This is a genomic window from Rhodococcus sp. AB351 (assembly GCF_049538275.1).
Taxonomy (GTDB): Bacteria; Actinomycetota; Actinomycetes; order Mycobacteriales; family Mycobacteriaceae; genus Rhodococcus.
Genome location: NZ_JBMVFW010000007.1, coordinates 58,768 through 79,641, shown reverse-complemented (window position 1 = coordinate 79,641; position 20,874 = coordinate 58,768). Strand labels below are relative to the sequence as shown.

Annotated in this window: 19 protein-coding genes; 11 read left to right on the top strand and 8 right to left on the bottom strand. The window is 69.5% G+C overall.

Annotated elements, in window-relative coordinates:
- The first annotated feature begins 28 nt into the window (after positions 1-28).
- Both ACPCXD_RS15955 and ACPCXD_RS15950 read left to right on the top strand, forming a co-directional pair.
- Entirely contained in the window at positions 29-889 is an 861-nt protein-coding gene (locus ACPCXD_RS15955; RefSeq protein ID WP_423660274.1) for an AraC family transcriptional regulator, read from the top strand.
- Positions 886-1,350, top strand: coding sequence for a VOC family protein (locus tag ACPCXD_RS15950; protein WP_301847083.1), 465 nt, complete (start codon positions 886-888; stop codon positions 1,348-1,350). Before ACPCXD_RS15955 ends, ACPCXD_RS15950 begins: the two co-directional genes overlap by 4 nt.
- A 32-nt stretch (positions 1,351-1,382) precedes the next feature.
- Here ACPCXD_RS15950 and ACPCXD_RS15945 read toward each other — a convergent pair whose 3' ends face one another.
- Both ACPCXD_RS15945 and ACPCXD_RS15940 read right to left on the bottom strand, forming a co-directional pair.
- Positions 1,383-2,402: a glutathione S-transferase family protein gene (locus ACPCXD_RS15945; RefSeq protein WP_159418872.1), complete on the bottom strand. Its 1,020-nt coding sequence runs from the start codon at positions 2,400-2,402 to the stop codon at positions 1,383-1,385.
- Positions 2,403-2,427: 25 nt separating this feature from the next.
- The gene (locus tag ACPCXD_RS15940) at positions 2,428-3,123 is read right to left on the bottom strand and encodes a GNAT family N-acetyltransferase (protein WP_120284080.1); all 696 of its coding nucleotides are present in this window, start codon (positions 3,121-3,123) and stop codon (positions 2,428-2,430) included.
- Positions 3,124-3,217: 94 nt separating this feature from the next.
- On the opposite strand from ACPCXD_RS15940, the gene ACPCXD_RS15935 reads away from it, so the two are divergent.
- From ACPCXD_RS15935 to ACPCXD_RS15920, 4 genes are all read left to right on the top strand, one after another.
- A complete protein-coding gene (locus tag ACPCXD_RS15935; protein ID WP_423660407.1) occupies positions 3,218-4,696 on the top strand; it encodes a DHA2 family efflux MFS transporter permease subunit in 1,479 nt (492 codons plus the stop codon).
- Positions 4,697-4,827: 131 nt separating this feature from the next.
- Positions 4,828-5,871, top strand: a complete 1,044-nt coding sequence (locus tag ACPCXD_RS15930; protein WP_016691993.1) for a class I adenylate-forming enzyme family protein — start codon at positions 4,828-4,830, stop codon at positions 5,869-5,871.
- Positions 5,872-5,949: 78 nt separating this feature from the next.
- The gene (locus ACPCXD_RS15925; protein ID WP_423660272.1) at positions 5,950-6,711 is read left to right on the top strand and encodes a crotonase/enoyl-CoA hydratase family protein; all 762 of its coding nucleotides are present in this window, start codon (positions 5,950-5,952) and stop codon (positions 6,709-6,711) included.
- A gap of 46 nt (positions 6,712-6,757) precedes the next feature.
- Entirely contained in the window at positions 6,758-7,690 is a 933-nt protein-coding gene (locus ACPCXD_RS15920; RefSeq protein ID WP_423660270.1) for an adenosine deaminase, read from the top strand.
- Positions 7,691-7,717: 27 nt separating this feature from the next.
- Here ACPCXD_RS15920 and ACPCXD_RS15915 read toward each other — a convergent pair whose 3' ends face one another.
- A complete protein-coding gene (locus ACPCXD_RS15915) occupies positions 7,718-9,025 on the bottom strand; it encodes a D-arabinono-1,4-lactone oxidase (RefSeq protein WP_160874792.1) in 1,308 nt (435 codons plus the stop codon).
- A gap of 75 nt (positions 9,026-9,100) precedes the next feature.
- Here ACPCXD_RS15915 and ACPCXD_RS15910 point away from each other — a divergent pair, with 75 nt between their 5' ends.
- From ACPCXD_RS15910 to ACPCXD_RS15900, 3 genes are read left to right on the top strand one after another with little or no spacing between them, the layout of a single operon-like run.
- The gene (locus ACPCXD_RS15910; RefSeq protein ID WP_026061099.1) at positions 9,101-9,745 is read left to right on the top strand and encodes a TetR/AcrR family transcriptional regulator; all 645 of its coding nucleotides are present in this window, start codon (positions 9,101-9,103) and stop codon (positions 9,743-9,745) included.
- Positions 9,746-9,776: 31 nt separating this feature from the next.
- Positions 9,777-10,982: an alanine racemase gene (locus tag ACPCXD_RS15905; protein ID WP_423660267.1), complete on the top strand. Its 1,206-nt coding sequence runs from the start codon at positions 9,777-9,779 to the stop codon at positions 10,980-10,982.
- 27 nt (positions 10,983-11,009) lie between these two features.
- The gene (locus tag ACPCXD_RS15900) at positions 11,010-11,642 is read left to right on the top strand and encodes an alpha/beta fold hydrolase (RefSeq protein WP_160874788.1); all 633 of its coding nucleotides are present in this window, start codon (positions 11,010-11,012) and stop codon (positions 11,640-11,642) included.
- A gap of 72 nt (positions 11,643-11,714) precedes the next feature.
- On the opposite strand, the gene ACPCXD_RS15895 is transcribed toward ACPCXD_RS15900, so the two are convergent.
- The 3 genes from ACPCXD_RS15895 to ACPCXD_RS15885 form a co-directional block, all read right to left on the bottom strand.
- Entirely contained in the window at positions 11,715-13,517 is a 1,803-nt protein-coding gene (locus ACPCXD_RS15895) for an AMP-dependent synthetase/ligase (RefSeq protein ID WP_145692645.1), read from the bottom strand.
- Between the two features lie 152 nt (positions 13,518-13,669).
- Complete coding sequence (locus ACPCXD_RS15890) at positions 13,670-14,371, bottom strand: phosphoribosyltransferase (protein ID WP_423660265.1); 702 nt, start codon at positions 14,369-14,371, stop codon at positions 13,670-13,672.
- A gap of 67 nt (positions 14,372-14,438) precedes the next feature.
- Complete coding sequence (locus ACPCXD_RS15885) at positions 14,439-15,755, bottom strand: TrpB-like pyridoxal phosphate-dependent enzyme (protein ID WP_088896712.1); 1,317 nt, start codon at positions 15,753-15,755, stop codon at positions 14,439-14,441.
- Positions 15,756-15,913: 158 nt separating this feature from the next.
- On the opposite strand from ACPCXD_RS15885, the gene ACPCXD_RS15880 reads away from it, so the two are divergent.
- Positions 15,914-17,794 carry a DEAD/DEAH box helicase gene (locus ACPCXD_RS15880; RefSeq protein WP_423660263.1) on the top strand — a complete coding sequence of 627 codons (1,881 nt, stop codon included), beginning with the start codon at positions 15,914-15,916 and terminating at the stop codon, positions 17,792-17,794.
- Positions 17,795-17,800: 6 nt separating this feature from the next.
- Here ACPCXD_RS15880 and ACPCXD_RS15875 read toward each other — a convergent pair whose 3' ends face one another.
- Complete coding sequence (locus ACPCXD_RS15875; protein ID WP_016691982.1) at positions 17,801-18,316, bottom strand: mycothiol transferase; 516 nt, start codon at positions 18,314-18,316, stop codon at positions 17,801-17,803.
- Positions 18,313-20,214 carry an ABC transporter ATP-binding protein gene (locus ACPCXD_RS15870; protein ID WP_423660261.1) on the bottom strand — a complete coding sequence of 634 codons (1,902 nt, stop codon included), beginning with the start codon at positions 20,212-20,214 and terminating at the stop codon, positions 18,313-18,315. Before ACPCXD_RS15870 ends, ACPCXD_RS15875 begins: the two co-directional genes overlap by 4 nt.
- 222 nt (positions 20,215-20,436) lie before the next feature.
- On the opposite strand from ACPCXD_RS15870, the gene ACPCXD_RS15865 reads away from it, so the two are divergent.
- A complete protein-coding gene (locus tag ACPCXD_RS15865; RefSeq protein WP_037223305.1) occupies positions 20,437-20,871 on the top strand; it encodes a nuclear transport factor 2 family protein in 435 nt (144 codons plus the stop codon).
- Positions 20,872-20,874 lie beyond the last annotated feature (3 nt).

Below are 20,874 nucleotides of genomic sequence, written 5' to 3'. Positions count from 1 at the left end.
TCCGGACTGCTCTCACTACGCTGGTGCCATGACCGGGTCCGCAGTCGGTGTGTCGGACGGCGCCAGGCGGCGTCCGGCACCCCTGCTGACACCCTACGTACGGTCGTACGAGGGGTATCGGCTCGACGGTTTCCCGCCGGGGACCCATCTGGGTATGCCCTCTCCGGAGGTCACCGTAATCCTCACGATCTCCGAACCCGTCGAACTCTCGCGGGGCGACGGACGGTGCCCGGAACGTTTCGACGCACTCGCCGGAGGGTTGTCGACGCAACCGGTGCCCATCGTCCACCACGGACGGCAGCACGGGATCCAGCTCGCGCTCACCCCCGCGGGTGCCCGCGCCCTGCTGGGTGTGCCCGCCGCCGCACTCGGTCCGTGGGCCGTCGATCTCGAGGACGTCATCGGCGCCGACGGCCGGGAGCTGTTCGACCGGATCTCCGCGGCCGGATCCTGGGACGAGCGGTTCGCCGTCCTCGACCGGATCCTCGCTCGCCGCCTGGTCTCCGCGCGGTCGACAAGCCCGGAGGGGCACCTCGTCCGCGCCTGGCACCTGCTCGTGACGGATCCGGCCCGCCCGGTCCGCGCCGTCGCGGACGAACTCGGATGGAGCAGGCGGCACCTCGCGAACCGGTGCGCCGCCGAGTTCGGACTGTCCCCGAAGGACGTGGCCCGGGTGGCGCGCTTCGACCGGTCGCGACGGATGCTGCGGGCCGACCCCGGCCGCCGCCTCGCCGATGTCGCCGCCGAGTGCGGCTTCTACGACCAGGCGCATCTCGCCCGCGACTGGCGCGATCTGGCGGGCGTCCCGCCGTCGCGGTGGCTCGAGGACGAGGTGTTCCCATTCGTCCAAGACGATCGAGACGTTCCGGGCCGACACTCGGAGGCATGACGAACACAACGAATTCCACGCAGCAGTCGGCCACCGTCGCACCCACCCTCGACACGGTGTGGCCGTGCTTCTCCTACACCGACGCCCGGGGCGCGATCCGTTTCCTCGTGGAGACCCTCGGGTTCGACGAAGCGGAGGTCTACGGGGTAGGGGACCGCGTCGACCACGCAGCCCTGCTCTGGCCGCACGGCGGAGGGGTCATGCTCGGCTCGACCGGTCGCGGGTCGCCGCTCGACCAGCACGCCGACAAGGGCACCGCCTATCTCGTGCTTCCCGACGACGCCACCGTCGATGCCCTGTACGAGAGGGTGCTCGCCTCGGCGCAGGCGGAGGACCCGGCGGTCCGCGCGACCGTGACCGTCGAACTCCGCGACGAGGATTACGGATCGCACGGGTTCACCTGCCGCGACCCGCACGGCGTGTACTGGACGATCGGCACCTACCGACCTCGTCGGCCGTAGGAACCGTCGCAGGGGATCAGCGTCGCAGGGGATCAGCGGGCGACCGCGCCGTGCCCTTCGGGGACCACCTCGCTCGGACGCGGCGGGGGCGGCGGTGTGCCGTCCCCGAACGGCCGCCCGCCGAGCGCCTCACGGCCGTGCGGATCGAGCCAGTTCGACAGATCCGGTCCCTTCGGCACGATGCCCGTGGGATTGACGTCGGTGTGCACGAGATAGTAGTGCTGCTTGATCTGCACGAAGTCGATGGTGTCGCCGAAGCCGGGTGTCTGGAACAGATCGCGCGCATAGGCCCACAGCGCCGGGAAGTCCGCCAGCCGGTTCCGGTTGCACTTGAAGTGCCCGTGGTAGACGGGATCGAACCGGACGAGCGTGGTGAACAGGCGCACATCGGCCTCGGTGATGGTCTCGCCCACGAGATAACGCTGCGCCCCGAGGCGTTCCTCGAGCCAGTCGAGGCGGGCGAAGAGCCGATCGAAGGCCTTGTCGTAGGACTCCTGCGAACCGGCGAAACCGCACCGGTACACGCCGTTGTTGACGTCCTGGTAGACGAGCTCCGCCACCTCGTCGATCTCGTCCCGCAGCTCCTCCGGATACAGATCAGGGGCGCCCTCGCGGTGGAACTGCGTCCACTCGGTGGAGAAGTCGAGGGTGATCTGCGGGTAGTCGTTCGTCACGACCTGCCCGGTGGGCACGTCGACGACGGCCGGGACGGTGATGCCGCGGTCGTATCCCGGGAAGCGCGCGAAGTACGCGTCCTGCAGTCGCGGGATGCCGAGGACGGGGTCGACCCCACCCGGGTCGAGGTCGAACGTCCAGCTGCGCTCGTCGTGCGTCGGGCCGCACAGTCCCAGCGACAGAGCGTCCTCGAGACCGAGCAGCCGCCGCACGATCAGGGTGCGGTTGGCCCACGGACACGCCCGGGCGGCGACGAGCCGGTACCGCCCCGACTCGACGGGATAGCCGTCACGCCCGTCCGCGGTGATGCGGGTGGGGATGTAGTTGGTGTCGCGGGTGAACTCCGCACCCGGCTCGACGTACTTGTTCTCGGTCACCTACGCATCCTTCCGCGCACACTCGTCACTTCCCGGGTGGAACCCGAACCGTCACGAGGGTTCCCCAGATGTCGTATCCCGACACCGCCGCGACCGTCCGGGCACCGCGGTTGTCGCGGCGCATGCGGGCCAGCGGGACGAGTCCGGCATCGAGCGCGTCGTGGGTCGCCAGCGTCGCGACCGTCGAGGCGAGCCCGAGCCGGCGCGCCGGCGGTGTCGTCAGCACCCGCACGTCGGCCAGCAACGACCCGAGTTCGCTGTAGGCCGCGCCGGCGAGGGGACGGTGATCGTCGTCGAGCAACACGAACACGCGCGACGGTCCCGTCGGCGACAGTTCTGCCTCGGTGACGTCGTCGGGCGGGCAGCACCGCAGTAGCTCGGCGAGGTCCTCGGGGTCGTCGGAGATGAGCGGGTTCTCGACGCGTGTCGCGTCGATCCAGTCGGTGCACAGAGCGAGGATCTCCGTGCGACCCGCGTGGCCTGCCACGACGAGCTCGGCGTTCGGGGCGTCGATCTCGGCCGGGTCGGGTTCGGCCGCGAGGCGGAAGACCGCGGTGCCGGGTCCGACGATCGCGGTGGTGCGTCCCACGGCGAGCAGTCGGACGTCGCGGACCGAGTCGTCGATGCGCGTGACGCACCCGGGTTCGACGAGAGCGCCGTCGGGTAGGCCCAGTGCACGACACCACGCGAGGGCGGCGATGCTCGAGATGTGCGGGTCCACCCCGCTACCGTAGACCGCCGACGAGGGGAGAGGTCCGGTGAGCGACGACAGCGAGGTGGGCACGCGCGAACGCGGGTCCGATGTGGCGGTGGAGATGTCCGACGGTGCCCGATGGGCGGCGTTGGGCGCCCTGTGCCTGGGCTTCTTCATGATCCTGGTGGACAGCACGATCGTCGCCGTCGCCAACCCGGCGATCATGCGGACCTTCGGGGCCGACATCGCCGCTGTCGTGTGGGTCACGAGCGCGTATCTGCTCGCCTACGCGGTGCCGCTGCTCGTGACGGGCCGCCTCGGCGACCGCTTCGGTCAGCGCCGGGTCTATCTCTGCGGGCTGGTGCTGTTCACGATCGCGTCGTTGTGGTGCGGTTTCTCGTCGACGATCGAGATGCTCATCGTCGCCCGCGTCTTCCAGGGGTTCGGCGCGGCGCTCATGTCGCCGCAGACCATGGCCGTGGTGACGCGGATCTTCCCGCGTGAGCGGCGCGGAACCGCGATGGGACTGTGGGGCGCCGTGGCCGGGGTCGCGACACTCGTCGGGCCGCTGGCCGGCGGTGTCCTGGTCGACGGCCTGGGCTGGGAGTGGATCTTCTTCGTGAACGTGCCCGTCGGGATGGTCGGGTTCGCGCTGGCCGTGCGGTACGTGCCCGTGCTGCCCACGAGCCCGCACCGCTTCGACGTGCTCGGCATGCTGCTCAGCGGTGCCGGCCTGTTCTGTCTCGTGTTCGGGATCCAGGAGGGCAACTCGTTCGAGTGGACCGCCCGCGTGTGGGCACTGATCGGCCTGGGCATCGTGCTGCTCGTCGTGTTCGTCGTCCAGCAGTCGCGCAACCGCGGTGAACCGCTCGTACCGCTGTCGCTGTTCCGGGACCGCAACTTCGGGCTGGCGAACATCGGCATCGCGACGATGGGTTTCGCCATCACCGGCGTCATGCTGCCGATCATGTTCTACGCCCAGTCGGTGCGCGGTCTGAGCCCGACCGGTGCTGCGATGCTCATGGTGCCGATGGCGGTCTTCAGCGGGGTGCTCGCGCCGCTCGTTGGCAGGCTCGTCGACCGGGCCCATCCGCGACTGATCGCGGGCACCGGCTTCTCGCTGCTCACCATCGGACTGGGTTGGCTCGCCCTCGTGATGACCCCCGACGCGGAGATCTGGCAGCTGCTGCTCCCGATCGCCCTGATCGGGGTGGCGAACGCGGGCATCTGGTCGCCGCTCTCGGCCACCGCGACGAACGGTCTCGCACCGAGCCGGGCGGGCGCGGGTTCCGGTGTGTACAACACGACGCGTCAGGTGGGCGCGGTGATGGGCAGTGCCGCTCTCGGCGCGATCATGGCGGCGCGGTTGACCGCCAACGGTGTCGGCGGGGGAGGAGGAGGTGTGGCGGAGATGGAGACGTCCGGCGCGGTCCTGCCGGAGCCCCTGCGCGAACCGTTCGCCGCGGCGATGGCCGAATCGTTGTGGTTACCCGCCGGCATCCTGCTCGTCGGGCTCGTGGCCGTGCTCGCCTTCGACCGGCCCGCGAGCCAGAAGGAACAGCGTGCCGCCGAGGAGCGTTCGGCGCCGGCGAGCGCCTGACGGCTGATCCGTCGACCACCCGCGGCGCCCTCCGAGGTGTCCGTGACCCGTCGTTTCCTCACATGGCTGTGATCCACGCCATATAGTGCAGGCACGCACGCCGGGTGGGAGGTGGCATGTCGGTGGCCGTAGTGGAAATTCCTGCAGGGAGTCGTTGGCTCCGGGACGATCGGGTCACTCGCCGCGACAGCGGCATCCTCCAGTACGACTGCCTGGAGCCGTGCCTCGCCGAGCTGCTCGACCGGAGTGCGCTGCGCTTCGCGAACCGCGTCGCCGTGGTCGACCGATGCGGCCGCACCCTCACCTACCGCGAACTGTGGGCCGCCGCCGCCCGCGTCGCCGGTGGCCTCCTCGATCAGGGCGTCGGCCCCGCCGACCGGGTGGTGATCCACCAGCCGAACGGCGTCCGCTGGCTGATCGGTTTCCTGGGCGTGGTCCTCGCCGGCGGTGTCCCGGTGCTCCCCGACCCGAGCTGCAGCCCCGAGGAGGCGGCGGAGGTCGAGGTCCACAGCGGGGCGGTACTCACCCTCGACTCCGATCTTCCCGACGGCGTCGCCTTCCTCGACGGTGGCGCGTCACCGGACGAACTCGCGGTGCTCTACTACGTGCGCGTCGCCGGTGGTGGACTGCGCGGCGTCGAACTGACCAACACCAACGTGCTGTCGACGATCGAAGCCGTCGCCCACGCCATGGATCTCGTCGGCGACGGCGTACGGACGGTGCTGACCGCGCCGCTGTCCACGGCGGTCGGATGCAGCGTCCAACTGCTGCCCACACTCGCCTTCGGGGGAACCGTCGTGGTCTCGGGGTCCCGCGTGATCCGCGCACCGTGGCGCCATCTCCGCGCCGCCTTCCCCGCCTCACGTTTCGTGCGGGGATGGGGTGTCGCGGAGACGGGCGGCATCGGCCTGCTGCTGCCTTCGGAACACCGCGCCCGCCATCCCCGCAGTGTCGGCGTGCCGTTCGGGGGGATCGAGGTCGCACTGCTCGGACCCGACGCCGAGCACGGCGTCGGCGAACTGCTCTGCCGCGGACCGAGCGTGGCCCGCCGCTACTGGCGCGATCCGTGCGCCGCGGACGAGGCGTTCACGGACGACGGCTGGTTCCGCACGGGCGATCAGGTGCGCATCGACGACGAGGGCTTCGTCGATCAGATCGCCGTCCGGGTGTCGTGAACCCTGGAACAGGTTCTCGTCGGGTATACAGCCTGTAACCGGGTGAACCGGCATTTTCCGTAGTGGAGAGGTGTGTCCATGTCCGACGTAGTCCTGCTCGAACGACGCGATCGCGTTCTCGTCATCACCATCAACCGGCCCGAGGCGCGCAACGCCGTCAACGCCGCCGTGAGCCACGCGCTCGCCGAGGCGGTCGACCAGCTCGACAGCGACGACTCCCTGTCGGTCGGTGTGCTCACCGGCGCCGACGGCAATTTCTGCGCGGGCATGGACCTCAAGGCGTTCGTCGCAGGCGAGAACGTGGTCGTGCCCGGCAAGGGCCTCGGCTTCACGGAGGCGCCGCCGCGCAAGCCGCTCATCTCCGCCGTCGAAGGATTCGCCCTCGCCGGCGGAACCGAACTCGTCCTGGCCACCGACCTCGTCGTCGCCGCGAAGGACGCGAAGTTCGGCATCCCGGAGGTCAAGCGCGGCCTCGTCGCCGGTGGCGGTGGCCTGTTGCGCCTGCCGTCGCGCATCCCCTACCAGAAGGCCCTCGAACTCGCCCTCACCGGGGACGCGTTCACCGCCGAGGAAGGCTACGGATACGGTTTCGTCAACCGCCTCACCGAACCCGGTGAGGCACTCGAGGGCGCATTCGAACTGGCCGAGCGCATCACGGCGAACGGACCGCTCGCCGTGGCGGCGACCAAGGAGATCATCGTCCGCTCGGCCGACTGGTCGAGCGAGGAGGCGTTCGCGAAGCAGATGGAGATCATGGGGCCCGTGTTCACCTCGGAGGACGCGCGTGAAGGCGCCACCGCCTTCGCCGAGAAGCGGCCTCCTGTGTGGAAGGGTCGCTGAGCTCCTGACACTCGAGGGCAACCGAACGAGAGATGGCGAGGATCAGGTGACCGACGGATTCGCAGAACTGCACGTGCACATCGAGGGCACGCTCGAACCCGAACTGATCCTCGCCCTCGCCGAGCGGAACCGCGTCGAGCTGCCCTATCGCGATCTCGACGATCTGCGCAGGCGCTACCGGTTCACCGACCTGCAGTCGTTCCTCGACCTGTACTACGCGAACATGGAGGTCCTGCGCACCGCACAGGACTTCGCCGACCTCGCCCGCGCCTATTTCGCTCGTGCGGCGCGGGCGGGCGTCACCCGCGCGGAGTTCTTCTTCGATCCGCAGGCCCACACCTCACGCGGTGTCCCGCTGCCCGAGGTCGTGGCCGGGCTCTCCGACGCCGTCGCCGGGGCATACCGGGAGTTCGGGGTCGACGCGGCGATGATCGCGTCGATCGTGCGTGATCGTCCCGTGCCCGAAGCCCACGAGGTGTTCGGCGAACTGCTGCGCCTCGGCGCGCCGATCATCGCGCTCGGCCTCGACTCGGCGGAGGTGGGCCACCCGCCGTCGCTGTTCGAGGACGTCTTCGCGCGGGCACGGGCCGAAGGCCTCCACATCACGGCGCACGCGGGGGAGGAGGGACCTCCGGAATACGTGTGGCAGGCCCTCGATCTGCTCGGTGCCGAGCGCATCGACCACGGCATCCGCTCGCTCGAGGATCCCGAGCTCGTGGCGCGCCTGGTCGACGAGAGTATTCCGCTCACCGTCTGCCCGTTCTCGAATGTCCGCCTCCGCGTGGTGGATACGCTCGCCGACCATCCGCTGCGCCGCATGCTCGAGGCGGGCCTGTCGGTGAGCGTGCACTCGGACGATCCCGCCTATTTCGGCGGTTACGTCGACGACAACCTCGCGGGACTGAAGGACCAGCTCGGTCTCACCGACGCCGAACGGGATGTGCTCCGGCGCAATTCGTGGGACGCCGCCTTCCTCTGAGTCCGTCCGGGTGCGTTTGCCCGGGCGTCACTCGCCCAGGACGCGGCGCAGATACGGGTTCGTGAAGGTGCGGTGCGGATCCACGCGGTCGCGCACGGCGAGGAAGTCGTCGAACCGGGGATAGAGCTCGCGCAGGTCGTCGGCGGTGAGGGAGTGGAGCTTGCCCCAGTGCGGGCGTCCCTGCGCCGCACGCAGGATCGGCTCGACACCGTCGAAGTAGGCCGCGTGGTCGCGCCGATGGTACTGGTGCACGGCCACATAGGCGGTGTCGCGGCCGTGGGCCGTCGACAACCACACGTCGTCACCCTGCGCGAACCGCACCTCCACCGGAAAACCGACGCGAACGTCCTTGCGCTGCAGCCACGCATCGATCTCGCGCAGGACCTCGGGCAGGTGCTCGGCGGGGAGCGCGTACTCCATCTCCCGGAACCGCACCCGGCGGATGGAGGCGAACACCCGGTAGCTGCGGTCGACGAAGGTGCGCGGGGACAACGCCCGTGACGCGACCCGGTTCAGCGCCGGGATGGTGGCCGGAATTCGCGTCCCGACCTGCTGGAAGAGTGCGAACGCGCCGTTGGAGAGCAGTTCGTCGTCGAGGAGGGTGCGCACCCGCCCGACCGGCTGCACCGGTGCCTCGCCGGGGAGTCGGGTATTGCGTTTGACGAGCACGCCGTCGGTGTGCGGGAACCAGTAGAACTCGAAATGGTCGACACCGCTGCGCAGTTCGTCGAGGGCGGTGAGTGTCGTGCGGAGCGACGAGGGTGCTTCCTCCGCGCGCAGACGGAACGCGGGGACGCAGTCGAGCGTCACGGTCGCGAGCACGCCGAGAGCGCCGAGGCCGAGCCGCGCGGCCTCGAACAGGTCGGGTTCGTGTTCGGGGGAGCAGTCGACGATCCGGCCGTCGGCGAGCACGATCGTCGCACCGCACACGGCTGCCGCCAGTCCGCGGAAGGTCGCACCGGTGCCGTGGGTGCCGGTCGAGATCGCGCCGGCGACGGACTGGACGTCGATGTCGCCGAGATTCGGTACGGCGAGGCCCTGCGTCCACAGCAGGTCGCTCAGGTCGTGCAGTCGCGTCCCTGCCCGCACGGTGACGCGCGCGCCGGTGGCCGACGGTTCCACCGCGACGAGACCGGACATCCGGTCGAGCGAGATCAGCGTGCCGTCGGTGACGGCCGCGCCGGTGAACGAGTGCCCGGCGCCCACGGCCTTGACGTGTTCGCCTCGCTCGGAGGCGCGGACGACGACGCGCGCGAGGTCGTCGACGCTGCCGGGAGTCTCGAAACGGCGGGGTGTCGCGCGCTCGGTACGCGCCCAGTTGCGCCAGGTGGCCATGCCTCATCTTCGACCTGGACGAGCGTCCAAGTCAACTCCTGCTCGCGAATCTTTCCCGACCTCTACCATCAGGTCATGCCGAATCGGTTGCCTGCTGACGAGCGCCGCGCCCAACTCGTGGGTGCAGCACTGGAACTGGCGGAAGGTGGGGGAGTCGGGGCCGTCACGGTCCGCGCCGTCGCCGAGAAGGCCGGAGTGTCACTGGGCGTCGTCCACTACTGTTTCGACAGCAAGGAAGCCCTCGTCGTCGCCATGGCGAACGCCGTCGTGGGCGAACTCGCCGGGGCCATGCATGCGGCCTTCGACGTGCCCGTCGACACGCAGCAGGCCGGCGGCGTCGACTGTCTCCGCTCGATGCTTCACACCGGTCTTCGTGCCATGTGGTCGGCGATCGAATCCACGCCGGGGTTGCAGACCCTCACCTACGAGATCACCGCCTACTCGCTCCGGCAGCGCACCGACGGCAGTCCCGCCGGCGGCGACATCGCCATCGAGCAGTACCGCCTGATGGACGAGCAGGCCCGGTTGTTCCTCGACTCCTGTGCCGAGCGGTGCGGTGTCGAATGGTCGCTGCCCACCGAGACGCTCGCACGACTGTCGTTGTCCGTGCTCGACGGAGTCGTACTCCGGTGGCTCGTCGATCGGGACGGCGACGCGGCCACGACCGAACTGGGAGTCGTCGCCGACATCATCGCGACCCGTGCCGTAGAACGTTCCTGACCCGACCCGACCTTTTCCGAAGGGATCGCCCGTGCTCCGTGCTGCTTCCGCTGACGACGACGCCCTCGACCGGGTGCAGGCGGCGACGGCCGACCTCGACCCGCCGTTCGCCGCCGTCGATCTGCCCACCCTGCGGCGCAACGCCGACGACCTGATCCGCCGCGCGAACGGTGTGCCCGTGCGGGTCGCGAGCAAATCGGTGCGGTGCCGCGCCGTCCTGTCCGAGGTCCTGGGCCCGGAACTGACCGCCCGCGGCGGTTTTCGCGGCATCATGGCGTATTCGCTGCGCGAGGCCCTGTGGCTCGTCGAGCACGGCGCCCGCGACATCCTGATGGGATATCCGACGGTCGACCGGACGGCACTCGGGCGTCTCGCGGCGTCGCCCGAAGCGGCACAGGCGATCACGCTCATGATCGATTCGGCGGAGCATCTCCGCGTCATCCACGAGGCAGCTCGTGAGGCAGTGGGGGAGAACGACTTCCGCCCGAGGGTCTGCCTGGACATCGATGCGTCGCTGCGAGTGGGCCCGGTCCACCTCGGGGTGCGGCGTTCGCCGATACGCACCCCGGAGACCGCGGCCGAGCTGGCCCGTCGCGCCGAGTCCGCCGGGTTCGATGTCGTCGGCGTGATGTTCTACGAGGCCCAGATCGCGGGTCTGCCCGACTCCTCGTTGCCGGTCCGGCTCGTCAAGGGTCTGTCGGCGCGAGAACTCGCTTCGCGCCGACGCGCCGTGGTCGAGGCGGTCCGAGCGGTCGTGGGCGGACTCGAACTGGTCAACGGCGGCGGCACCGGCTCGCTCGAGGTGACCACCGCCGACCGGGTCGTCACCGAGGCCACGGCGGGATCGGGACTGTACGTCCCCACCCTGTTCGACGGCTACCGCGCGTTCACGCCGAAGCCGTCGATGTTCTTCGCGCTGCCCGCGGTGCGGAAACCGGCCCCGTCGATCACGACGCTGTTCGGCGGCGGCTACATCGCATCCGGCCCGCCCGGGGTCTCGCGGGTCCCGCGTCCGGTCCGCCCCGCGGGACTGAAGCTGCTGGGGACGGAAGGCGCGGGGGAGGTGCAGACCCCGGTGCGCGGTCGCGCGGCCGCGTCGATCCCCATCGGCGGACGGGTGTGGTTCCGCCACGCGAAGGCCGGCGAACTGTGCGAGAGGTTCGACCGGGTGTATCTCGTCGACGAGCACGGACGCACCGAGGCGCCCACCTACCGCGGCGAGGGCGGCTGCTGGTGACCTCTCGCCTCCGGCGAGAATGAGTCCATGCCGTTGACGTTCTTCCCCGGATCGGTGGGCCGGGTCCACTGGCGGTCTTGGCCGGTCGACGATGCGCGTGCCGGTGTCGTGTTCGCCCACGGCTTCGGGCAGCACACCGGGCACTACCACCGTTTCGCGTCCGGTCTCGCGACCCACGGCATCGCGCTGTGGGGTCTCGACCTCGCCGGACACGGACTGTCGGAGGGAGAACCCGGTTCACCGGGCGATGTCGGGCGCCATGCCGAGGACTTCGGCGTGCTCGCCGGGATCGCCTCCGAGTCGGGTCTGCCCCTGGTGGCGATGGGGCACTCGCTCGGTGCGGCCACCGTCCTGACGGCGCTGAGCAGGGGCGTCTCCGGCGGTACCCGTTTCGCGGGTGTCGTCCTGTGCGGTACGCCGCGCACCGCGGCGCTGCCGGCGACGGCCGAAGCCCTTCGTGCGAGCGACCTGCCGGTCCTGCTGGTCCACGGCGTCGACGACCGGCTCGCCCCGATCGATCCGGTGCGCGCCTGGGCGGCGGCGGTGCCGCGGGCGCAGTTGCTCGACTATCCCGATGCCGGTCACGACCTGCTCCACGAGCCCGTCCATCGCAGGGTGACCTCGGACGTCGCCGAGTTCGTGGGCGGCCTGTCCGTCTGACACCGCAGTCCCCGGAAGACCACCGGGCCCCTCGCGGTGGCGGTTGCGAGGGGCCCGGTGGTGTTCGGAGCGTCAGTTGTAGATCGCTGCGATCTCGGCGCCGTGCTTGTCGTGGATGATGTTCCGCTTGAGCTTGAGCGTCGGGGTCAGCTCACCGCTCTCGATGCTGAAGTCGGTCTCGAGGATGCGGTACTTGCGGATCGACTCGGCCTTCGAGACCTTCTTGTTGGTCTCGGCGACGGCCTCGTCAATCTCGGCGATCAGGTCGGGGTTCTTGATCAGTTCCGCGACCGTCGTGCCCGCCGGCAGGTTGTGGCGCTCGAGCCAGCCCGGCAGTGCCTCCGGGTCGAGGGTGATCAGCGCGCCGACGAACGGCTTGGAATCGCCGACCACGATGACCTGGCTGATCAGCGGGTGGGCGCGCAGCGAGTCCTCGAGGACCGCCGGTGCGACGTTCTTGCCGCCCGCGGTGACGATCAGTTCCTTCTTGCGGCCGGTGATCGAGATGAAGCCGTCCTCGTCGATCGCACCGATGTCGCCGGTGTGGAACCAGCCGTCGCGGATGGCTTCGTCGGTGGCCTTGTCGTTCTGCCAGTAGCCGTCGAACACCTGGGGGCCCTTGAGCAGCAGTTCGCCGTCCTCGGCGATCTTCGCGGCGCAGCCGTTGAACGGCTTGCCGACGGTGCCGATCTTCTGGGCGGCGGGGGTGTTCATGATGATGCCGCCGGTGGTCTCGGTCAGGCCGTAGCCCTCGTAGATGGTGACGCCGACACCGCGGAAGAAGTGGCCGAGACGTGAGCCGAGTGCGGCACCGCCCGAGACGGCCCGGGTGACGTTGCCGCCGAGCGCGGCCTTGAGCTTGCCGTAGACCAGCTTGTCGAAGACGAAGTGCTGGATCTTCAGGGCGAGGCCGGGGCCGCCGTTCTCGAGTGCCTTGCTGTACTCGATCGCGACCTCGGAGGCCTTCTCGAAGATCTTGCCCTTGCCGCCGTCGTAGGCCTTCTGCTTCGCCGAGTTGTAGACCTTCTCGAACACGCGGGGCACCGACAGGATGAAGTTCGGCTTGAAGACCGCGAACTGGTCGAGCAGCGTCGACAGGTCGGAGGTGTGGCCCACGGTGACCTTGCTGTCGAAGGCCGCGAAGGAGATCAGGCGAGCGAAGACGTGCGCCATCGGGATGAACAGCAGGGTGCGCTGACCCTCGTGCATCGAGTCGGGCAGGGCGAGACCGCAGGCGGCGGACTCGGAGGCGAAGTGACGGTGCTTGAGCTGCACGCCCTTCGGCCGGCCCGTGGTGCCGGAGGTGTAGATGAGGGTCGCCGCGGATTCGGCCGTGACCGAGTTGCGCCGTTCCTCGACCTGCTCGTCGGTGACCGCCGTGCCGCGTGCGATGAGCTCGTCGACCGCGCTCTTGCCGCCCGGCGCGGGTTCGATCTGCAGGACCTCGCGCACGGTCGGGGCGTTCTCGGCGACCTCGCGGACGGTGTCGACGTGACCGGAGTTCTCGACGATGAGCAGCTTGGTCCCGGAGTCCTCGAGGATCCACTGGGCCTGGTCGGCCGACGACGTCTCGTAGATCGCGACGGTGGCACCGCCCGCGGTCCAGATGGCGTAGTCGAGGAGCACCCACTCGTAGCGGGTCGCTGCCAGCACCGCGACGCGGTCGCCGAGCTCGATGCCCGACGCCATCAGGCCCTTCGCCACGGCGCGTACCTCGGATGCGAACTGGCGCGCGGTGACGGGAACCCACTTGCCGTCGACCAGCCGCTCGAACGGCACGAACTCCGGCGACTCCTTCTCGTGGCGGAAGACGCTGTCGGCCATCGACGTGTTCTCGGGGATCGAGAACGACTGTGGCACGGCAATCTCACTCACTGTGACCCCTCCATCGTTAGATACTGTCGGTGTGCATTGCATCACATGTCATTGGGAAATGCATTACCCCTCGGACCGATTTGCCCTTTTTTTACAGTCCGATAAGCAGTGATCTACGTAACAATGCTACCCGCCGGTAACGAGCATTACCACTATCGGATAGTCTCGTCGGCTTTTCCGGTACCCGAAGTACCGGTATCGCGGAGGAGGCGGACGGCCTCGTCGTCGTCGAGTTGATGGAAATCGGCGTACGCAGCGCCGACGCTGTCGGTGTCCACCGGCGTCCACGGGCAGATCACCTCGTCGGCCGCCCGGCCCACACGGCGCAACGCCTCCGGGGAGGCCACCGGCACCGCGAGGATCACGCGGGTGGCGCCGGATGCGCGCGCGGCGAGACAGGCCACCGCCGCCGTCGCGCCCGTGGCCACCCCGTCGTCGACGATGACCGCCGTGCGGCCCTCCAGTGGTATGCGGGCGCGACCGGCGCGCAGGAAATCGGCGCGGCGGGCCAGTTCGGCGAGTTCGCGCCTCTCGATGTTGTCCACGGATTCGGGGGCTATCCGCCCGCGCCGGATCACGTCCTCGTTGAGGACGCGGAAGACGCCGTCTGTCGGCTCCCCGGACTCGAGGTCCGGGCCTTCGGCGATCGCGCCCATCGCGAGTTCCGGATGCCAGGGCACGCCCAGCTTGCGGACGACGAGGACGTCCAGTGGGGCGTCGAGGGCGGCGGCGAGTTCGCGGGCGACGGGGATGCCGCCGCGGGGAAGTGCGAGAACCACCAGGTCGGCGTCACGCAGGTGCCCGGCCGACCGGGCGAGTCGCCGGCCCGCCTCCTCGCGCGTGGCGTACCGCACACGTCCAGTATGGGACGGTCCGCCCGGGCGGGCGAGCATTCGCCGCCCGGACGGACCGACGGGGATCTCAGTCGAGCTCGCCCGACATGTAGGAGTGGTAGGCGGGCAGATCGAGCTGGCCGTGGCCGGACAGGCCGATCACGATCACCTCGGGCTCGGTGAGGCCGCGCGCATACTCCGCGGCCGCCGCGATCGCGTGTGACGACTCCGGCGCCGGCACGATGCCCTCGTTGCGGGCGAAGAGCACCGCCGCGGAAAAGGCGTCGGTCTGTGCCACGGACTGTCCCTGCACGTAGCCGAGCTCGACCGTGTGGCTGAGCAGCGGCGCCATGCCGTGGTACCGCAGCCCGCCGGCGTGGATCGGATCCGGGATGAAGTCCTGGCCGAGGGTGTGCATCTTCAGCAGCGGCGTCAGACCCGCGATGTCGCCGTGGTCGTAGCGGTACTCACCGCGGGTGATCGACGGGCACGCCGCGGGCTCGACGGCGACGACACGCGTGGTCGCCCGCTCGTGGATGACCTCGCGCAGGAACGGGAACGACAGGCCGGCGAGGTTCGAACCGCCGCCCGCGCAACCGAAGACCACGTCGGCCTGGTCCTCACCCGCGGCCCGCAGCTGCTCCACGGCCTCGAGTCCGATGACGGTCTGGTGCAGCACCACGTGGTTGAGCACGCTGCCGAGGGTGTAGCGGGCGGCGGCGTCCTTCACCGCGACCTCCACGGCCTCCGAGACCGCGATGCCGAGCGAGCCGGGTGTGTCCGGGTGCTCGGCGAGGACGGCGCGACCGGCCTCCGTCAGATCGGACGGGCTGGGATGCACTGTGCCGCCGTAGGTCTCGATGAGGAAGCGGCGGTAGGGCTTCGAGTCGTAGGAGGCGCGGACCTGCCACACCTCGAGATCGATACCGAACTTCGCGCACGCGAACGACAGGGCCGAACCCCACTGGCCCGCACCGGTTTCCGTCGTCAGTCGGGTGACGCCGTCGAGCGAGTTGTAGTACGCCTGGGCCACCGCCGAGTTCACCTTGTGGCTGCCCACCGGGCTCACACCTTCGTACTTGACGTAGATGCGGGCCGGGGTGCCGAGTGCCTTCTCGAACGAGCGGGCGCGGAACAGGGGAGTGGTGCGGTATCCGGCGTAGACCTCGCGCACGGCCTCCGGGATCTCGATGTCGGTCTCGGTCGACAGTTCCTGCTCGATCAGTCCCGAGGCGAACAGCGGCGCCAGATCGTCGGCGGTGATCGGTTCGCGGGTGCCGGGGTGCAGGTGCGGCGGCGGGGCCACCTCGAGGTCGCCGACGATGTTGTACCAGTGGGTCGGAATGCCGGAATCGGCGACGGACGGGGGCGTCGTGGATGCCTGCGCGGAGGGGGTGGCCGTCACTGTGGAATCCTTCGGTCGGGGACACGGAACCCGCCCAGTGTGACGCGCCCCGGGTGCCGGCGACGGGGTGGGGTGAGTCATTATTCGCGCGCTCGTGCCCAGGTCGCGGCCGGGTCCGGGCGCGAAGAGGTGGGTTCATCCGATAAACTGCTGGTCAAATGAGTGATATTCAAGACGCCCCCGACCAGGAGACCGCAGCTCTCACGTTTGCCGATCTCGACATCGATGCACGTGTGCTGCAAGCTCTTTCGGATGTGGGTTACGAGTCCCCGTCGCCGATTCAGGCGGCGACCATCCCACCGCTGCTGGAGGGACGGGACGTCGTCGGTCTCGCTCAGACCGGCACCGGCAAGACCGCCGCCTTCGCGGTGCCGATCCTCTCGCGTATCGACACCTCCGTGAAGCGGCCCCAGGCGTTGGTGCTGGCGCCCACCCGAGAGCTCGCGCTGCAGGTCGCGGAGGCTTTCGGTAAGTATTCCGTCCACATCCCGGGCCTGAACGTCCTGCCCATCTACGGCGGTCAGGCATACGGTGTACAGCTGTCCGGCCTCCGCCGCGGCGCCCAGGTCATCGTCGGTACCCCCGGACGTGTGATCGATCACCTCGCCAAGGGCACCCTCGACATCTCCGAACTCGAGTTCCTCGTCCTCGACGAGGCCGACGAGATGCTCACCATGGGCTTCCAGGAGGACGTCGAGCGCATCCTCGCCGACACTCCCGACACCAAGCAGGTCGCGCTGTTCTCCGCGACCATGCCGGGCGCGATCCGCCGGCTGTCGAAGCAGTACCTGAAGGATCCGCAGGAGATCACCGTCAAGTCGAAGACGACGACGTCGGCGAACATCTCCCAGCGCTGGGTTCTCGTCTCCCATCAGCGCAAGCTCGACGCGCTGACCCGAATCCTCGAGGTCGAGACCTTCGAGGCCATGATCATCTTCGTGCGCACGAAGCAGGCCACCGAGGACCTGGCCGAGCGCCTGCGGGCCCGCGGTTTCTCCGCCGCCGCCATCAACGGCGACATCGTGCAGGCCCAGCGCGAGCGCACGATCAACCAGCTCAAGAACGGCACGCTCGACATCCTCGTCGCCACCGACGTCGCCGCGCGTGGTCTCGACGTCGAGCGCATCAGCCACGTCGTCAACTACGACATCCCGCACGACACCGAGTCGTACGTGCACCGCATCGGCCGCACGGGCCGCGCCGGCCGCACCGGCGACGCGCTGCTCTTCGTCGCTCCGCGCGAGCGGCACCTGCTCAAGGCGATCGAGCGGGCCACCCGCCAGCCGCTCGCCGAGATGCAGCTGCCCACCGTCGAGGACGTCAACGCCCAGCGCGTGTCGAAGTTCAACGACTCGATCACCGAGGCGCTCGCCTCCGATCACCTGCAGCTGTTCCGCACGTTCATCGAGGACTACGAGCGCGAGCACGACGTGCCCCTCGCCGACATCGCGGCCGCGCTGGCGGTGCTGTCGCGCGACGGCGAGTCGTTCCTCATGGAGGCCGATCCCGAGCCGTTCGTTCCGCAGCGCCGCGAGCGCGAACAGCGCGAGCGTCCGCCGCGTCGCTTCGACGACGGGCCGAAGGTCGGTCGCGACGGCCAGGAGATGACCACCTACCGCATCGCCGTGGGCAAGCGTCACCGCGTGCAGCCCGGTGCGATCGTCGGTGCCATCGCCAACGAGGGCGGGCTGCGCCGCGGCGATTTCGGGCACATCAGCATCCGTGCCGATCACAGCCTCGTCGAGCTGCCGAAGGATCTGTCGCCGCAGACCCTCGAGGCACTGCGCTCGACCCGCATCTCGGGTGTGCTCATCCAGCTGCAGCCCGACTCCGGCGCACCGTCCGGACGTCCGAGCTCGTATCGCGGACGCGACGACCGTCGCGGCGACGATCGACGCGGGGGAGACCGGCGCGATCACGGCAAGCGCGACCGCGGCGGCAAGCGCGAGTACGGCGACAGCCGTGGTGGCCGCTCCGGCGACTTCACACACCGCAGCGACCGCAACGACCGTGGTGGTCGCGGCGGTTACCGCGACTGACGGCCGTCAGCTCGTCCGTTGCGCCAGGACGTCGGCGGTGGCTCCGTCGATCGACTCGCGGATGATGTCGGCGTGCCCGGCGTGGCGGGCCCACTCCTCGATCTGATGCAGGATCAGGAACCGGACTGTGAACGGTTCGCCCTGATCGAGCCACTGCGCGACGCCGGGGGAGATCTCGACGACCCGGCCGAGATCGGCTTCGCCGTGAACCGTCGCGGCGAACCGCTCGGCCTCGGCGTCGAGACGGGCGAGCTGGTCGGCGACCGTCTCGCTCTCCTCGACCCGCCACCCGGCCTGCCACGCCGCGACCGGGTCGGCGTCGCGAGGGTTGTCGCCTCGGATCCGGCCGTCCGTGGCGACGAGACCGTCGACGAGATGGTTGACCAGCGACGCCAGGCTCATCGACGATGCGCTCGGCGCGCTGCGGGCCTGATCCTCGGTCAGGCCCGACAGCGCGTTGCGCAGGGCGTCGAACTGGTTGGAGAGCAACTTCAGCAACAGGTCGTGTTCTCGGGCGCTCATGCGTCGAGTATGGGGGCTCCCGCCGACACCTTCGGTCCCGAATCGGCGAACTGCGTGCGGTACAGCTCCGCGTAGCGGCCGCCCGCCGCCAGGAGATCGTCGTGGTTGCCGCGTTCGACGATGCGTCCGGCCTCGACGACCAGGATCTCGTCGGCGGCGCGGATGGTCGACAGACGGTGTGCGATGACCACCGAGGTGCGACCCTCGAGCGCTTCGGTCAACGCCTCCTGCACGGCGGCCTCCGAGGTCGAATCGAGATGAGCGGTGGCCTCGTCCAGGATCACCACCCGCGGATGGGCCAGCAGCAGCCGCGCGATCGTCAGCCGCTGACGCTCACCACCGGAGAGCCGGTAGCCACGTTCGCCGACGACCGTGTCGAGTCCGTTCGGCAACGACGCGATCAGGGGCTCGAGGCGTGCGCGACGCAGGGCGTCCCACAGTTCGTCCTCGCCGGCTTCGGGGCGGGCGAGCAGCAGGTTGTTGCGGACCGTGTCGTGGAACAGGTGACCGTCCTGGGTGACGAGCCCGACCGTCGCGCGGATCGAATCGGCGGTGAGTTCGCGGACGTCCGCTCCGCCGAGCAGCACGGCACCGGAATCGACATCATATAGTCGCGGGATCAGTTGGGCGATGGTCGATTTGCCTGCACCGGACGATCCGACCAGCGCGACCATCCGGCCCGGTTCCACGCGGAACGACACGTCGTGCAGCACCTCTTCGCCGCCCCGCGAATCGAGCACCGCAACCTCCTCGAGGGAGGCGAGCGAGACCTTGTCGGCGGACGGATACGCGAAGGCGACGTCCCGGAGTTCCACTGCGACCGGGCCGCCGGGCACCGGCCGGGCGTCGGGCGACTGCTCGATCAGCGGCTTCAGGTCGAGGATCTCGAAGACCCGCTCGAAGCTCACCATCGCACTCATGACGTCCATGCGGGCGCTGGCCAGCGCCGTCAGCGGCGAGTACAGGCGAGTGAGGAGCATCGCCATCGCGACCACCGAACCGGGATCGAGCTGATCGCGCAGGGCGTAGAAGCCGCCGAGGCCGTAGACGAGCGCGAGCGCGAGCGCGGACACCAGTGTCAGGGCCGTGACGAACACGCTCTGCAGCATCGCGGTGCGTACCCCGATGTCGCGGACCCGCTTCGCCCGGACGGCGAACTCCCTCGACTCCTGCGCCGGACGGCCAAACAGCTTGACCAGGGTGGCGCCCGGAGCCGAGAACCGTTCGGTCATCTGCGTGTTCATCACCGAGTTGTGGTTGGCCGCCTCCCGGCTGAGCTGCGCGAGCCGGGCACCCATGTGCCGGGCGGGGACCACGAAGATCGGGAGCAGCAGCAGTGCGAGAAGTGTGATCTGCCAGGAGATCCCGACCATCACCACCAGGGTGATCGCGAGGGTGACGATGTTGCCGACCACGCCGGACAGGGTGTCGCTGAAGGCGCGCTGCGCACCGATGACGTCGTTGTTCAGGCGCGAGACGAGCGCGCCCGTACGGGTTCTCGTGAAGAAGGCGACCGGCATGCGCTGCACGTGGTCGAAGACCGTGGTGCGCAGGTCGAGGATGAGATCCTCGCCGATGCTCGCCGACAACCAACGGTTCGCGATCCCGAGGCCGGCCTCGACCAGTGCGATCGCGGCGATGATCACCGCGAGCAGCACCACGACCGAGACCGCGGCGCCGTCGACGATCGCGTCGATCACCCGCCCGGCGAGCACCGGGGTCGCGACGCCGAGCGCTGCGATGGTCACGCTCAGGGCAAGATAGAAGGTGATGTTGCGACGGTGCGGCCGGGCGAACTCGGCGATCCGCCGCAGGCTCGCTCGGGAGAACGGCCTGCGGTCGCTCTCGGCGTGCATCGCGTTGTACATCGCGTTCCACGCGGTGACTTCCATGCTCATGGTGTCGGCCTCCTCGGGTCGCAGCCGAGGCTAGGACCTCGAGTGCGCTCGAGGTCAAGCCTAGGTGTGATGTCCAGGGGCGGGGCGCCGTCGCCGACGGGCGAGGTCACCGGTATCGGAACTCGGGGAGGATCCCGCCGAGGATCGGTTGGCGATCCCATTCAGTTCCATTCAGTGGACTCCGGCACCGGCCACACGGTCCGAGACCGGATACTGCATCGAATGAACGATCTTTCGGATCCGGCCGGCCGGTACTCGGTGGCGGTCGACACCCGTGACCCGGCCGCGCTGGCTGCCCTGTTCACAGCGGACGCCGAGTTCGTCCGACCTCCCGTCATGACCCGCGGTGCCGGAACGGCGATCACGGTAGGCCGGGATGCGATCGTCGCGATGGTGCTCGACGGCACCGCGCACCTGCACGCCACCCACCACGCCGTGCATCAGCGGGTGATCGACGTGGACGGTGACAGCGCCACCGGATGGGTGTACTGCCTCGCCCACCATCTGTACCGGAGCAGGGACGGCATGCGTGACAGCGCGATCACCCTCCGCTATCGGGATGCCTATCGGCGTGAGGACGGTCGCTGGCGGATCGCCCGCAGGGAACTGATCGTCGACATCATCGACGATCGTCCCGTCACGGTGCCCACCGCCTGAACC

Excerpts from the sequence above, each read along its gene's own strand:
- ACPCXD_RS15955 (WP_423660274.1), top strand. The coding sequence starts at position 29 with ATGACCGGGTCCGCAGTCGGTGTGTCGGACGGCGCCAGGCGGCGTCCG.
- ACPCXD_RS15950 (WP_301847083.1), top strand. The coding sequence starts at position 886 with ATGACGAACACAACGAATTCCACGCAGCAGTCGGCCACCGTCGCACCC.
- ACPCXD_RS15935 (WP_423660407.1), top strand. The coding sequence starts at position 3,218 with ATGTCCGACGGTGCCCGATGGGCGGCGTTGGGCGCCCTGTGCCTGGGC.
- ACPCXD_RS15925 (WP_423660272.1), top strand. The coding sequence starts at position 5,950 with ATGTCCGACGTAGTCCTGCTCGAACGACGCGATCGCGTTCTCGTCATC.
- ACPCXD_RS15915 (WP_160874792.1), bottom strand. The coding sequence starts at position 9,025 with ATGGCCACCTGGCGCAACTGGGCGCGTACCGAGCGCGCGACACCCCGC.
- ACPCXD_RS15910 (WP_026061099.1), top strand. The coding sequence starts at position 9,101 with ATGCCGAATCGGTTGCCTGCTGACGAGCGCCGCGCCCAACTCGTGGGT.
- ACPCXD_RS15900 (WP_160874788.1), top strand. The coding sequence starts at position 11,010 with ATGCCGTTGACGTTCTTCCCCGGATCGGTGGGCCGGGTCCACTGGCGG.
- ACPCXD_RS15880 (WP_423660263.1), top strand. The coding sequence starts at position 15,914 with ATGAGTGATATTCAAGACGCCCCCGACCAGGAGACCGCAGCTCTCACG.
- ACPCXD_RS15875 (WP_016691982.1), bottom strand. The coding sequence starts at position 18,316 with ATGAGCGCCCGAGAACACGACCTGTTGCTGAAGTTGCTCTCCAACCAG.
- ACPCXD_RS15870 (WP_423660261.1), bottom strand. The coding sequence starts at position 20,214 with ATGAGCATGGAAGTCACCGCGTGGAACGCGATGTACAACGCGATGCAC.
- ACPCXD_RS15865 (WP_037223305.1), top strand. The coding sequence starts at position 20,437 with ATGAACGATCTTTCGGATCCGGCCGGCCGGTACTCGGTGGCGGTCGAC.